Source organism: Marinomonas sp. UCMA 3892, from assembly GCF_012726345.1.
Taxonomy (GTDB): domain Bacteria; phylum Pseudomonadota; class Gammaproteobacteria; order Pseudomonadales; family Marinomonadaceae; genus Marinomonas.
The window spans coordinates 39,818-55,406 of the sequence record NZ_PTXN01000001.1 but is presented as its reverse complement, the minus strand read 5'-3'; the positions used below and the strand labels follow the sequence as shown (position 1 = coordinate 55,406).

Here is a 15,589-nt window from a genome sequence, read left to right as displayed (position 1 = left end):
TTATCTTAGAGGTGGATTATAAATATCCACCTTGGCTTAATTCTTCTATTCCTATCTTCTTTTATTAGATACTAGAGTGAAAATCTCGTGTAATGAATATCTCCTTTGCTACGCTTTTAACCAACCATTTCCTACTTTGTGCGTGTTGATAACGCCTGTTAAGTAAACACCGCGTCATGATTGAGCAATATCAGATGACATAAGCAATATAGGCATTTTTCATGTCATTTCTTAAGCATAAAAAATCGCGTTATGATGATGAAAAGAACAACCAACATAGATATTTATCAGGAGATAAAACATGTCTTTTAACATCGCAAAACGCACGCTTCTCAGCAGTATTATTGCAGCGTCTTCAGTATCAACATTAGCGCTTGCACAACAACAGGAAGGATTTACTATTACGCCAAGCATTGGCTACTACAACATGGATAGTGATAGAGATATCAAGGATGACAAGGCCTACTCTTTAGGTCTAGGTTACCAATTCAACAACCCATGGGCGGTCGAGTTTGTTTACCTAAACGCTGATAGCAAACAAGCAGGAAACAACGTTGATGTAGATCAGTACCGTTTAGATGGTCTCTACCACTTACCAACCATAAGCAATGTTAACCTTACGCCTTATTTGGCTGCAGGTGTTGGTACTACGGACTTTAGTAATGCATCTGGCCATGACAATGTTCAAGTAAACGCTGGTGGTGGTTTAAAATACGCACTCAATGACACCGTATCCTTACGTGCTGATTTTCGTTTGGTCAATGATGTGGAAGATCACCACCTAGATAATGTCACCTCACTTGGTGTTCAAATGACCTTCGGAGGATCGTCAAGAAACTCAACATCTAACGATGATGACTACACACCAGTCGAGCAAACATCTTATACTCAAGTTGAACCAGAGCCTGAACCAGCTGCACAACCACAACAAGCGGTACAACCTGAAGTAATTAGTTCAGAACCAGCGGAGCAGGTTCAAGAAGAACCTATTACAGCATCACCTATGGCGGAAGAAACGACCCAACAGCCTGAGATAGTTGCTGAACCACCAGGAAAAATTAATATTCAATTTGGCCTTAACAAAACCAACGTTGAGCAGAAGTTTTATCCAGAAATAGAAAAAATCGCCATCTTCCTTAAAGAAAACCCTGGAAGCACTGTGATGATTGAAGGCCATACAGATAACTCGGGCGCCGCAAGCTACAACCAAAAGCTATCTGAAAAGCGTGCTAAAGCCATCGCTGAAGTGTTAACAAATACCTTTGAGATCTCAGCAACACGTGTTGAGGCAATTGGTTACGGTGAAGAAAGACCTTTTGTTGAAAATGATACCGAAGCACATCGTGAAGCTAATCGCCGAGTTGTCGCTATTATCTCAACCAGCGAAGTATAAATAAGACTCTCGTCTAGGCTCCTATTTGTGATGATTTTTTATTCGCTTGAATAGCCTAATGCTTTAAAAAACGCTCGATATTTTATATTGAGCGTTTTTTTATTTTCACTATCTGAATAACAACACTTAAGTGCAACTCAACAATCTTACTCTGACGTTTGTTTAAGTATTTGGCACTTTGTGACCTTATTGTACTTAGTCTCGTCACAATTACTTTTTGCCATTTTTAAGTGAAAACTTACTGTAATAAGCAGCGCATTTCCTACACCATTTAGAGCATTTTTTGATCAGCAAATTGCTTGAATCTCACCACTTCAGTAAAGCTTGCGTCATGATTGGGCAGCAGAGGTTCACGTCCCATTTTTTACGCATTTTGAGAGGGCTTTTCACTGCAAAAAAAACGCGTAACCTAGATAGCGAACAACAAAACATTATGTTCATTAGGAGAAATTAATATGTCTACATCATTTAAAAAACGCACTCTTTTTAGCGGTGTCCTAATTGCTTCATCTCTCGCTACAATGGCATATGCTGAAACACCAAAACAAGGCCTTACTGTCACGCCAAGCATTGGTTACTACAACACAGATAGCGATAGACAAGCTGGCAATGATACGTCTTACTCTATCGGTGTAGGTTACCAAACAAACAGTCCATTGGCTCTAGAGGCAGTTTATCTACATTCCAATGCCAGTAAGCATGGTCGCAATAACGACCTAGACCAATATCGAGTAGATGGCCTATACAGCCTTCCTGAGTTCACCACAGTGAACCTAACACCATACGTAGCAGCGGGTGTTGGTGTAACAGATGTTGATGGTGACTCAAACAACCTACTAGTTAACGCTGGTGGCGGTGTGAAATATGCAATTAACAGCGATGTGGATCTTCGAGCAGATTTCCGCTTGGTGAAAGATATTGAAGACAGCCATTTAGATAACGTAACCTCTGTTGGTGTGCAGTACAATTTCGGTATGCCAAACCAACAAGCGTCTAATTAATTAGCCGCAAGATAATCAAATCATTCTCGGACATGGATGTCTTCTGATGTCTTCTATTGCCGAAGTAGACAGTGAAATAGAAAGTTAAATAAAAAACGCTCAATGACAACATTGGGCGTTTTTTTCATGCGTAATGTTCATGCGAACAAGCTAAGATTCAAGCGTATCATTTCACGCTAGGTATTCACCAACACCCTGTGCGACCAAATGACCTGTCGCAAAGCAAGCCGTTAACAAATATCCGCCAGTTGGCGCTTCCCAATCCAGCATTTCACCAGCACAAAAAACACCAGACATAGCTTTTAGCATCAGCTTGTCATCAACACTGCTTTCACATACTCCACCAGCGCTCGAAATAACTTCCTCTATCGGCTTAGTTTTGTAAAAGCTAACAGGCACAGCTTTTAAACATCGAGCTAAACTTTCTGGCGTCTGAAAGGCTTCTTTAGGAAAGGATTCATGCAACAAAACAGCTTTCACGCCAGTGATACTCAGCGTACGTTTTAAGTATTTACTAAAGGATTCTTTTGGCTTGGTGTTGCGCAGTTTTTTGATGACTTGCGCTTCGCTTTGCAGAGGCAGAAAATCCATCAACAAAGACGACTGACCGGACGCATTAATGCCATCTCGCAAGTATTTAGAAAAAGCATAAATCAAACTGCCCTCCATCCCATCTTGTGTGACAATGCATTCACCCTTTTTCGTCACCACTTGTCCGTCTTTTAGGGTAAAAGAAAACGCCACATCTTTAAGAGGAGTACCGGCAAACTTGTTTTTTAGGTGCTCACTCCATTCGCTATAAAAACCACAGTTAGCGCTTTGCAAAGGCGCCACATCAATGCCTTTTTCAGCCAATATCGGCAGCCACGCACCATCCGAACCTAGCTTCGGCCAGCTTGCACCACCCATAGCCAATACAATCGCATCAGCCTGCGCCGTGACACTTTCTCCTACATGATCAAACATCACTTTATTGGCCGACAAGCCAACCATTTTGTGGCGCATATGAAATTGTACGCCCGCTTCACGTAAACGCTTTAGCCAGTTGCGCAATAAAGGCGCAGCTTTCATGTCTTTGGGGAAAACTCGGCCAGACGTGCCGACAAATGTCTCGATACCTAAATTATGAATCCATTCACACAATGCATCGGCATCAAATTGACTGATCGACGTATTCAGCCACTCTGCTTTATCATAATAACGTTGGATAAACTCTGGATAGGCTTCGGAATGGGTAATATTCATACCACCCACACCTGCCAATAAAAACTTACGGCATGCGCTGGGTTTGGCATCGTACACATGAACCTGATGACCTAAGGCACAAATACCTTCCGCTGCCATCAAGCCCGCAGGGCCAGCACCAACAACAATGACTGTTTTTTGCGTTTGCGCCGCTTCTTGCATACTCACCAATATCACTTCAAAGAGTTACTGAAAAAAAGAAGTGCATGATAAAGAATTTTGACTCAAGCCCCAATGATTTCTAGCAAAAAACACATATTAAAAAGTTAAGACTTAGGTCGACTCTGCACCCCAGCCGTCAAAGCAAGGCGCATTGCTTCTTCTACACCAATGTCCAATTCCGTCAAACGATCACGGGAAATATAAAGTGTCATGCCACCAATTTGATAGCTCAGGGGAACATAAACACCGACAAGGTCTTGTTCGCCAAACAACTGCTGGCCGGTCTGTTCACCGGTAATAAAACCTATCACTTGAGCACCATTCCATTCGATTGACACAACGCTCTTCATTTCCTTTTTTTCCGCTAAATTAAACACCATCATCATGTCTTTAATGGCACCATAAATGGACTTCACTAACGGAATACGCTCAAAAATATTATGGCTCAACTTCACCAAATAACGAAAGCCATATAAATTCACTAAAAAGCCAGTCAAGACCAACATCGCCAAACTGGCAATTAAGCCTAATCCTGGAAAATAGAGAACATCTGGAATCAGCAATAATAACAACGGCTGGGCAATAGCTTCACCTGTCGCCAACAACCAATAGATCAAATACACAGTCAAACCAATTGGTAAAACTGCCACTAACCCTTTAAGCAATAACGTAATCAATTTGTTCATGTTTACAATGATCCTATAAAATTGTTCACAGCATACCGCAAGCTGTGTGGCACTCCTATTACTCAGATATGACTTAACGAAAAGATTGCCGAAACACTGTCCGCTTTATACTTTCTTACGCAATTTCTACTTAATTAAAGTGGCTAAATAAGGAGTAACGCTTAATAGCTTTCGAAAGAGAGGCCTCTTTACTTAAGTAGCCACAGATCTCGCTGTAATCGCTACATAGGAATACAGCAAGAAGCAAGCTCAATAACTACCGACTAAGAATGGCTTGCCATTTTTTCGCCAAACTAAGTAATGCCTGATCCTGACCATTAGCTGCGGTTAACATCAGCCCCATCGGCTCTTGTTTAAATGAAAAGGGCAACGATATGCTGCAACCGTTTAACACATTGGCTAGCGACGTGTTACGCAAACACAATAAGTTAAGTCGGTCATAGTCGGCATCCTGTTCCAAATCCGAGAATTTAGGAGCAGCAACCGCCACCGTCGGCAATAAAATCAGCGTATTAGCTTCTTCGTTTGCCATTTGCTGAATAAAGGCTTGGCGAGCGGCTTGAGTCTGCTGAAACACCTCTTCATTAATGGTTTTTGCTCGGGCGATACGCGACGCGACTCGTGGATCAATCTCGGCGTTATCTGGATCATAATTTTTGCCATAAAAAGTATGACATTCAAAAGCAGAAAATTGCCAAACTGGTAAGTTCTTGTAGGACTCCAGAGCCTCAATAAAACGATGCTCAATGGTGATGCCAGCGGCTTCTAGCTGAGCCAGCTTCGCAACAAAACCTTCTTCTACCAAGGGATCCAAATCATTCATACCAAAGTTAGTTGGTACGACAATGCGTAATTCATCAGCGTCTGAGCTTTTTGCTGCCTCAGATGAAGTCGTTGTTCCAGACAATATCTGCCACAGCAACTCACACTCTTCTACAGTCTTGGCAATAGGGCCAACTGAATCAAGCGAGTTTGATAATGGCAAACAGCCTTTTCTAGAAACCGTTTGTTGTGATGGCTTAAAGCCGGTCAAGCCACAAAATGCCGCCGGAATACGTAATGAGCCTCCCGTGTCTGTACCGAGTGTGGCATCAGCGACACCCAAGGCAACTGACGCAGCACCACCACTGGTCGACCCGCCAGTAATACGCCCCGCATTTATCGGGTTGTCCGGTGTTCCATAATGGGGATTCAGTCCTAGCCCTGAGTACGCCAACTCAGTCATATTAGTGTGACCCAACAAACTCGCCCCAGCCTTTCTTAAGGCAACCACAGCCTCGGCATCTTCTTGAGCGAGGCTACCATCAAGAAAAACAGACCCTGCTTGCGTCTTATAGCCTTGAACCTGAAATAGGTCTTTAATCGAAATAATGGCCCCATTCAATGGACCTTGTTGAGGCTCAACATAGTCAAAAAGTTCAGTAAAAACAGCTTGCCCTTTAGTTTCAATAATATCTAAAGCGCTCTTCCAGTGGGTGACCAGTTCGCGATTCTGCCATGCAAAAGTCGATGTAGTTGATTGAGTCATATATTTACTCGCTACTATATATTTGGATATTTATTGAACAAATTACCAGCTTGATAACACCTTAATTTGACGTAGAAAATTACCCCGCTTGAAGCATTGCGTCAAAGGGAGAATAATCACAGTCGGCCATTTTAAAAAATCTTGTATACCTATTTACCAATGACCATGTCTCAGAACTAAAAAGGGAAGGAAACAATGATGAAATTAAATTGCGATATGGGCGAAGCTTTCGGCGCCTGGAAAATGGGGTTAGACGATCAAATCATGCCATTTGTCGATCAGGCAAACATCGCCTGCGGCTTCCATGCTTCTGATCCACTCACCATGGCAAAAACTGTTGCCTTGGCAAAACAACACAATGTAACCATAGGCGCACATCCAGCTTATCCAGACTTAGTCGGTTTTGGTCGTCGTAACATGGACATTGCGCCAGCTGAATTGAAAGCGCTAATTCAATACCAAATCGGCGCTCTAAAAGGCATCTGTGAAAGCCAAAACACCCAAGTAGATTACGTCAAACCACATGGTGCTTTGTACAATACCATGATGGCGGATTTCTCTGTGCTAGAAACAGTAATGCAAGCGATAAGCGAACTAGACGCGACCATGCCATTGATGGTGATGGCGGTACCAGAAGCGCCTGAAATCCAAAAAATGGCAAAAAAATATGGCATTCGCGTTTGGTTTGAAGCCTTTTCTGATCGTTTATACACAGACGAAGGTCGCCTGACGCCACGCAAAGAGCCAAATGCGGTTCACGCCAGTTTTGATTTGATCGAAAAACAAGTCGAGCAATTATGTGAAACAGGCACATTAACGACGACCTCAGGTCAACAGCTAGCGATCCATGCCGATACTATTTGCGTTCATGGTGATGGTGCTCATGCAGTAGACGCGGTCACACGCATTAGGACTCTGGTTGATCGACTAAATCTGAATCCACCAAATAAGAAAAGCGCGAAATAAATTATGAGCCGTGAAGAGTTCCCTAACATAGAAATGGTCAGTAATCAGGCCTGCTTATTAACCTTTAGTCAGGTGATTAGCGAAGCGACCTCCAATTACATTGCTCAAGTCACGCAACACTTGGTGAAACTGACGGGTATTGTTGATTTGGTGCCATCTTACACCACGCTTCTGGTGGTATTTGATGATGACCATTATGACCGCTTTGCTATTTTTAAAACGATTCGTCAGACAATAAAAGCCATTGACCCTAATGACTTTTCGGTCAAAGATCAGCGCGAAGTGGTGATCCCGGTGTATTACGGTAAGGAAGTCGGACCGGATATCGAAGACGTTGCCAGACATTGCAAGTTGAGCATTGACGAAGTGATTCAACGCCACAGCGAAACAACCTATCGCGCCTACGCCATTGGTTTTACCCCTGGGTTCGCTTTCTTGGGTAATACACCCGATGAACTACACGTTCCAAGAAAAACCACACCGCGTTTAAAAGTGCCGATAGGCAGCGTGGCGTTAGCAGAAAATCAAACTGCGGTTTATCCCAGCGTCACTCCCGGTGGCTGGCAAATTATTGGTCGCACACCAGTCAATTTGATTGATTGGGACAGCAAGAATCTCGCACTAATAGCAATGGGAGATTCGGTGCGATTCGAGCCTATTTCTCGGGATGAGTTTTTAGTGCAAGGAGGTCAACTCGATGGCTTTTAAAGTAATCAAGCCCGGTTTATTGGCACTGATTCAAGATTTAGGACGTCATGGTCATCAATCTATTGGTCTAACCACTGGCGGCCCAATGGATGAAGTCGCCTTTCGTTGGGCCAATGCCCTACTTGATAACCACAGTAATAGTGCACAGATCGAAATCACCTTTGGTATGTTCACCTTGGAAGCGCAAGCCAATACCAGTATTGCGATCACAGGTGCAGATCTTGCGGCAACTCTGAATGATAAAAGCATTACTCCTTGGCAAACCTATGCCATTAAAAAAGGCGATGTATTAGCCTTCCACCAGCCAGTTTGGGGCTTACGTGTTTATCTCGCGGTTAAAGGCGGTTTCATTTGCGAACCGACATTAGGCAGTGTTGCCACGGTAGTGCGTGAGAAAATCGGTGGACTCACCGGCAAAGGTGACAAACTGCAAAAAGGCGATTTGTTAGCTTATCAAGCAACCTCTCTCCATGAAAAAAGATCAGTGCCTCGCTTAGCAATCCCAAATTATGGTAATCGAGACATTCCGGTCATTTTAGGTTATCAATATCAATCTTTTTCAACTTTGGAACGAGCCAATTTCTTCTCTAGCGATTACAAGGTATCGTCAAACTCCGATCGCATGGGTTATCGATTAGAAGGTAAAGAAGTACACAGTAACCTAAAGGGCATTATTTCGGAAGGTATTGCTTATGGCGCAATTCAAGTCCCTAAAGATGGCCAACCTATTGTCCTATTACAAGACAGACAAACCATCGGTGGCTACCCAAAAATGGGTTGCGTAACCCACGTTGGTGGCGGCATTCTTGCTCAACAAAAACCGGGCGATATAATCCAATTTACTCCCATCACTGTCGATCAAGCCGAGCAAGAACGCCATCTCCAAATGGCTCGACTTGCGCAGTGGCGTTGATATTTTCATATCATGTCAAAGCTGGATAACCAGCTTTGACATTTACTTACCAAACTCTCATTTCATTCCTACATTTTTGTCTTAGACTGATGATTCATTACTTTGCTTATCGTATCGGCGGGATTAAATCTGTTTATGATATTAAGAGTTCTTATTTGCCTAACTCTGTCGCTTTTTTTATTGGGTGAAAAAGCCTATTCATCCGAGTTACGTTTTGGTTTTACTGGCCCGTTGACAGGTCCAAATGCCTTTACGGGAACTCAGGTGGTTCGCGGCATTGAGTTAGGCTTTAAACGTATCAATGACAGCAAGAAACTCAACTATCAACTTTTATTAGTTCCCTTAGACGACGGCTATGAGCCAAGTCGAACACCTTCCCAAGTCTCTACTCTGATCAATGATTATGGGATAAAAGCCATATTGGGCAGCGTTGGAACACCAACAAACCTTGCCTCTCTTAGTATTTTATCAAAACACAAGATACCGCTTATATCGCCTTTCACTGGAGCACAATCTATTCGCGCCGAAAGGTCGTCACCCTTCATTTTTAATACTAGGGCAAGCTACACCGAAGAAGCCCATTTTTTAATCAACATTCTGGTAAATAATTTAGGTATAAAGCCGAATGAGATTGCGATTTTTGCACAGAAGGACAGCTACGGTGATGCAGGATTAGCCAGCACAATAGAAGCTTTAACGGGCGCTGGACTAAAAGATCCCGCATCAATATTACAGATTCGACATCAGCGAAATAGTAGCGAAATAAGCCATTCTGTTGCCGATGTATTGGGTGTTTTTCCGATACCAAAAGTCATTATTATGATCAGTACTTATGACACAAGCACCAACTTTATTAAGCAGCTTGAGGTCTTTGACATCTCACCACTGTTTGCTGCCTTTTCATTTACTGGGCTTGAGGCCTTACAAGCGCAAATTAGCGACACTAAGGCAAAAATGCTAATAACTCAAACAACCCCTTCGCTAAATAACTCGAAATCACCAATCATCAAACAACTGAAAGAAGACATGGCACGCTTTGGCGACCTAGCTCCTCCAACGACAATGCAACTGGAAGGTTACATCAATGCTCTCATTGTTGGACAAGCTCTTTTGCCATTAAAAGACGTTCCTACAAGCAAAGAAATTGAAGACAGCTTAAAAAAACTCGCGAAGGATAATTATGACTCTCAGGAACAAAACGAACTGTATGTTTTAAACATCAAAAAACGACATATTTGGGTACAGCTTATTATCAATGGCGCATTACAAGAATTCTCTTACGCTGATATGCAGTAACCAGTTATTAAACGAGAAACTTAGTAGATTCACATTATGATGACATTAGACAGGCATCACTTATCCATCTCTCCTTTAGTGTGGCTCTTAGCCTTTGTCGCCTTAATATCCTCAATTATCGGCGCAACGATACTAACTATTACTGTACAAGAACTCACAAAACAAAGATTAGGCCTAAAAACACAGCAAACAGAACTATTAAATGCGTCCGCAGAGTTGAGAGAAATAGTCCCAGCTTACCGCAGTCAACTTCGCCAGGCATTGTTCGAAGGCTCAGATCCCACAGCAAATAACAAATATAATATCAACCTTTATTATCAAGCTATTGCTACGCTTGAATCAGAATCTGACGACATCCAGACGCAGATCATCAGTTCGCAATTAGCAAACCGCGGACAAACAATATTAGACACAACAAAGCTAATTACTGACTGGTACAAGCGCCGATCTCATCATTATTCGGAAGAAGAACAACTCAACTATAAAGACAAAGCCTTAAATCATCTGAACCAATTAAAAAGTTTAACTTACGCCATAACAGGTAAAAATCGTTTACAAGAAAACTTCCTCATCTACCAATACAATACCTCTTCCTATGACAAAAGAGATGCTCTTGCGAGAGAGTATTTGAAGTTACGTTTGTCACGACTTGAGTCAGCATTAAATACCGCGATGGAGGACATCAGTACCCTTGAAGTGGCGCTCAATGTCATGATTGCCTCAAATTCATTGAGTGTGATTACAGACCTCAAAGATAATCAAATCAAGTCTTCCCTAGACCGCCTCGATTACGTCATTGCAGAGTCAGCAAAAATCCATCCAGAAACGGCCAAAAAATTACAACAAGAAAGAAATGCTTTAGGTAATACACTTTTTGGTGAAGGATACTTTTTTGATAATACGAAGCAGGTCATAAAATTGGGTAAAAGCGGTCTTTTTGAAGAACGCATAGAACACATTTCTCTTGAGGAAGAAAAAATTGATCTCATCAACTTATTAGAAATAACATTTTTACCCTTACCGAGATTAATGGATCAAATTGGTGAGTTCGTTCAACTTAATTCAAAAAATTTAGAACAAAAAATCGAAAATCAATTAACGGCAGTTAAAACTCGTATCCTTTGGATTAGTGGCATATCTATCACCATATTATTGCTATTAGCCTGGGCTATTTCTCGTAAGGTCACTCGCCAACTTTCTGGTTTTATAGAGAGTGAAGAACGCTTCCGTTCCATGTTTGAGATCACACCAGACCCTGTATGGATTCTGATGAATCAAAAAATAGTGGAATGCAATAATGCCGCTATAAACACACTTCACTACCCAGCAAAAGAAGCCTTATTAGGCCTAGAAATGTGTGATATTTCTCCAGAAAAACAAACCACTGGAATGCTTTCATCATCAAGTTTAAATAGTCACTTTGAACAAGTTACCTTATGTGGAAACACTAGAACTGAATGGGTTTTCCAGCGCTATGATGGCGAGCCGATCTACGCTGATATGACTATTCTATCGATTGCTTTTAATAACCATCCCGCCACTATTATCTCCTGGCGAGATGTGACAGAAAGAGTCATGTCACAGCAGTCACTCGCACAATATAAGGAAAAGCTAGAGCACGATATCGCCTTGCAAACAACAGAACTTCAAACGGCAAAAGAAGCGGCGGAAAACGCCAACCAAGCAAAAAGCGAATTCCTTGCCAACATGAGTCATGAAATCCGCACACCAATGAACTCCATTATTGGTATGTCGTCTTTAGCACTGCAAACACCGTTAAATGATAAACAACGTGGTTATATCGAAAAAGTCAGTCATTCTGCCGAATCGCTTCTCAATATTATTAATGACATTTTGGACTTTTCAAAAATTGAAGCGCGCAAAATGGACATTGAGAACGTGCCTTTCATGCTACCTAGCTTGATCCACAAAGTAGCGCACGTACTGGAGCTAAAAATAGAAGAAAAAGGCTTAGAGCTCATTATAGATATTGATGCTGAAGTGCCTCAGCAAGTCGTTGGAGATCCCACTAGACTACGACAGATCTTGCTTAATCTCGGCAATAATGCAGTTAAGTTCACTCAACAAGGTGAAATTATCATCCGCGCCGCGCATTCAAAAAACAATCAGGATGACAATATTATCCACTTCTCGGTTCAAGACACTGGAATAGGCATCAGTAAAGACAAGCAAAACAACCTCTTCCAATCTTTTTCTCAAGCGGATACATCAACCACACGACGCTTCGGTGGCACAGGTCTTGGGCTCGCTATATCTAAACGACTTATTCAGCTAATGGGTGGGGATATTTGGGTAGAAAGTGAAGAAAATAAAGGAAGTACCTTTCACTTTACGATAAACCTTCAATCCGCCGGCAATGTGCCTTCTCCATACGCCTTAAACAATCATACCAATTTGAGCCAAGTCATGGTCGTTGATGACAATAACAGCGCAAGAGAGGTACTAAAAGCCAGCGTAGAAGCTCTCGGGCTCAGTTGCCATACCTGCAGCAGTGGTCATGAAGCCATTCAATATATAGCTTCATTAAAAGCAACCTCGCAGCCTTACCCGCTGATGCTAATTGATTGGAAAATGCCTGAACTTGATGGCATAGACACATGTAAAGCCATCCTTGCTGAAACCCGCGACGATACTCCTCTAACCATTATCATGGTAACCGCTCATCGACAAGATGACGCTCGAAAAGCCGGCTATGGTCTGCCTATTTCAGCCTATTTGACCAAGCCCGTCACCACATCAAGCTTGTTCGATCAGATCATACAGCTATGTGGCCCTGAATCGGTTTCTCTCATTGATCATAGGAGCAATGGCAATGACATTTCATTCTCTTATGAGCTCGCAGGAGCAAAAGTTTTATTGGTTGAAGACAACGAAATCAATCGAGAATTGGCCGAGGAATTACTATCGCGCAGTGGCATTCTTTTTACCTCTGCGACAAATGGTCAAGAGGCAATAAGCTTACTAGGATCTGATGACTTTGATTGTATTTTAATGGACTGCCAAATGCCGATAATGGACGGTTATACTGCGACCAAAAAAATACGAACCATGACGCAATATAAAGATATTCCTATTATCGCCATGACCGCCAATGTCATGCCGGAAGACATCAAATATGCAAAAGCATCTGGCATGAATGATCACATCGCCAAACCCATTCATTTTGAAACCATGTTTAATACGTTGCGTACTTGGGTCAAAACCAGCGTAAACAATAGCACCAGCACTTTAACTACAGCCATGCAAGACAATAGCAACACCACTTTAACCACAGCCTTGCAAGATAATACAAATAGAATTGAGCTACCAGACAGCATCCATATTGATACTGAATTAGGCTTGTTGAGAACACTTACAAAACCACTTTACAGCCGATTATTAAAACGCTTTTTGGAAACGCAAACGACCTTCATCGATGAATGTAACACAGCTATAAAAGCCAACAATTTCGTATTAGCAAATAGACTGGCGCATACATTAAAGGGAACTGCAGCGACACTAGGCATGATTGAACTAGCAGCATCAGCAGCCAGACTAGAAAAAGCTTTCGAAGAAAAAAATATCAATATAGCGCCTATACTGATATCCGTGGAACATGATTTGAATATCATCTTGAACGACCTTAGAGCGTGGCATGCGGTCAATAATGTAAATTCAGCAAAAGATGTCCTAACTACATCGCCGATGGAGCTAAATGAATTTAGAAATAACATAGAAATATTAGCTACTTATATCGATAAAAATGTTGTTGAAGCACTTTCTCTCGCGCAAAAATTGCTTCCAAATATCACCGATAAAAATGCTAATAAAAGTATGGTGAAAGTCATCTCGGCCCTAAAACTTTATGACTTTGAGCAGGCGGCGAAGCACTTCAAAAGTCTTAGTATTAATCTTGAAAACTTTGAGCAGTAGACACAATGATAGAAACGACGATTGAACAATCGAAAACTGGAAAGCTGTTAAATAAGCCGACTATCTTAATCGTTGACGATACGCCAGAAAATATCGATGTTTTGGTTGCCTCTCTGTCAGATGAATACACCATAAAAGTAGCATTAAATGGCATGAAAGCTTTGTCTATTGCGTCTTTAGCGCCACGTCCAGACATCATATTGCTAGACGTGATGATGCCAGAAATGGATGGCTACGATGTCTGTCATCAATTAAAAAACAATCCAACAACAGCGAATATTCCAGTCATTTTTGTGACGGCCAAACACGATATCAAAGATGAAGAGAAAGGACTCTCTATTGGCGCTGTGGATTACATTCTCAAACCTATTAGTCCACCAATTGTTCGAGCCAGAGTTCGTACCCACCTTGCGCTATACGATCAAAATAGACAATTACAGAAAAAAGTCGACGAACGCACCAAAGCGCTGCAAGCCAGCCAACTTCGCATCATTCATCATCTTGGTCGTGCAGTAGAGTTTAAAGACAATGAAACTGGCGCCCATGTTATTCGCATGAGTCACTATGCTCGTATGATTGCCCAAGAATATGGCGGCAACGACGAATGGGTTAATCAAATCTTTCAAGCAGCCCCCATGCATGATGTTGGCAAAATCGGCATATCCGATGCCATTCTTTTAAAACCCGGAAAGCTGACACCAGAAGAATGGGAAAAAATGAAACTTCACACGGTATATGGCGGTGAAATCTTTTCCGAGGAAGACGACCCTATGCTAAAGCTTGCCAGAAGCATCGCACTCACTCATCACGAAAAATGGGATGGTAGTGGCTACCCTAAAGGTCTAAAAGGCGAAGAAATACCATTAGAAGGTCGTATTGTTGCTATCGCCGACGTGCTAGACGCTCTAATGTCTAAACGCCCTTATAAAGAACCGTGGACGCTAGAAAAGTCGCTTGCTTACATTGAAGAAAACTCAGGCAGCCATTTTGACCCCAATCTCGTCCCCATCATTAAAAACCTTCAAACCCAAATTGTGTCGATTCGACAGCAATTTCCAGATAGTGACAAAGACTTAATCTCTAAATAGCTTTTAACAATTGATTGTTTAGTTATTAACAATTTTAACTATATTTCCGTTTTCCCTAATATGAGTCCTGTTGGTAACGCACTCAAACACATATTAGGAGAAACACAATGATCAACACTCAAATCAAACCATTCAACGCAACAGCTTTCAAAAACGGCGAATTCGTAGAGATTTCTGAAAAAGACGTGCTAGGCAAATGGGCTGTATTCTTCTTCTACCCAGCTGACTTCACTTTCGTTTGCCCAACAGAACTTGGCGATGTTGCTGACAACTATGCTGAACTACAATCTCGCGGCGTAGAAGTATTCTCTGTTTCTACAGACACTCACTTCACTCACAAAGCATGGCACGCAAGCTCTGAAACAATCGGCAAAATCCAGTACTACATGGTTGGCGACCAAACAGGCAACATCACTAACAACTTCGGTGTGATGCGTGAAGGCCAAGGTCTTGCAGACCGCGCGACTTTCTTGATCGACCCACAAGGTACTATCCAAGCGATGGAAATCACTGCAGAAGGTATTGGTCGTGATGCTCAAGACCTACTTCGCAAAGTAAAAGCAGCGCAATACGTTGCCGCTCACCCAGGTGAAGTATGCCCAGCTAAATGGAAAGAAGGTGAAGCAACATTGACGCCTTCTCTAGACCTAGTTGGCAAAATCTAAACTGT

Annotated in this window: 12 protein-coding genes; 9 read left to right on the top strand and 3 right to left on the bottom strand. The window is 42.1% G+C overall.

Annotation, left to right across the window (positions count from 1 at the left end; genetic code table 11):
* Positions 1–301: 301 nt before the first annotated feature.
* Entirely contained in the window at positions 302–1,393 is a 1,092-nt protein-coding gene (locus B6N13_RS00265) for an OmpA family protein (RefSeq protein ID WP_169458087.1), read from the top strand.
* 455 nt (positions 1,394–1,848) lie between these two features.
* The gene (locus B6N13_RS00260; protein WP_011978198.1) at positions 1,849–2,394 is read left to right on the top strand and encodes a porin family protein; all 546 of its coding nucleotides are present in this window, start codon (positions 1,849–1,851) and stop codon (positions 2,392–2,394) included.
* A 171-nt stretch (positions 2,395–2,565) separates the two neighbouring features.
* Here the strand turns inward: B6N13_RS00260 and B6N13_RS00255 are convergent, their stop codons facing one another.
* The 3 genes from B6N13_RS00255 to B6N13_RS00245 form a co-directional block, all read right to left on the bottom strand.
* Positions 2,566–3,801, bottom strand: a complete 1,236-nt coding sequence (locus tag B6N13_RS00255; protein ID WP_169458428.1) for a TIGR03862 family flavoprotein — start codon at positions 3,799–3,801, stop codon at positions 2,566–2,568.
* A gap of 104 nt (positions 3,802–3,905) precedes the next feature.
* The gene (locus B6N13_RS00250) at positions 3,906–4,487 is read right to left on the bottom strand and encodes a DUF502 domain-containing protein (RefSeq protein ID WP_011978196.1); all 582 of its coding nucleotides are present in this window, start codon (positions 4,485–4,487) and stop codon (positions 3,906–3,908) included.
* A 256-nt stretch (positions 4,488–4,743) separates the two neighbouring features.
* Complete coding sequence (locus B6N13_RS00245; protein ID WP_169458086.1) at positions 4,744–6,015, bottom strand: amidase family protein; 1,272 nt, start codon at positions 6,013–6,015, stop codon at positions 4,744–4,746.
* Positions 6,016–6,213: 198 nt separating this feature from the next.
* On the opposite strand from B6N13_RS00245, the gene B6N13_RS00240 reads away from it, so the two are divergent.
* From B6N13_RS00240 to ahpC, 7 genes are all read left to right on the top strand, one after another.
* Positions 6,214–6,981: a 5-oxoprolinase subunit PxpA gene (locus B6N13_RS00240; protein ID WP_169458427.1), complete on the top strand. Its 768-nt coding sequence runs from the start codon at positions 6,214–6,216 to the stop codon at positions 6,979–6,981.
* 3 nt (positions 6,982–6,984) lie between these two features.
* Positions 6,985–7,689 (top strand): 5-oxoprolinase subunit PxpB, encoded by a 705-nt coding sequence (gene pxpB, locus B6N13_RS00235; protein ID WP_169458085.1) that lies wholly within the window; start codon positions 6,985–6,987, stop codon positions 7,687–7,689.
* Positions 7,679–8,602 carry a biotin-dependent carboxyltransferase family protein gene (locus B6N13_RS00230; protein WP_169458084.1) on the top strand — a complete coding sequence of 308 codons (924 nt, stop codon included), beginning with the start codon at positions 7,679–7,681 and terminating at the stop codon, positions 8,600–8,602. Before pxpB ends, B6N13_RS00230 begins: the two co-directional genes overlap by 11 nt.
* 135 nt (positions 8,603–8,737) lie before the next feature.
* Positions 8,738–9,898, top strand: coding sequence for an ABC transporter substrate-binding protein (locus B6N13_RS00225; protein ID WP_169458083.1), 1,161 nt, complete (start codon positions 8,738–8,740; stop codon positions 9,896–9,898).
* Between the two features lie 36 nt (positions 9,899–9,934).
* On the top strand, positions 9,935–13,831 hold the full coding sequence (locus B6N13_RS00220) for a response regulator (RefSeq protein WP_169458082.1): 3,897 nt from the start codon (positions 9,935–9,937) through the stop codon (positions 13,829–13,831).
* A 5-nt stretch (positions 13,832–13,836) separates the two neighbouring features.
* Positions 13,837–14,919, top strand: a complete 1,083-nt coding sequence (locus B6N13_RS00215; protein ID WP_169458081.1) for an HD domain-containing phosphohydrolase — start codon at positions 13,837–13,839, stop codon at positions 14,917–14,919.
* Between the two features lie 107 nt (positions 14,920–15,026).
* Positions 15,027–15,584 carry an alkyl hydroperoxide reductase subunit C gene (gene ahpC / locus B6N13_RS00210; protein ID WP_011978188.1) on the top strand — a complete coding sequence of 186 codons (558 nt, stop codon included), beginning with the start codon at positions 15,027–15,029 and terminating at the stop codon, positions 15,582–15,584.
* The last annotated feature ends 5 nt before the right edge of the window (positions 15,585–15,589 follow it).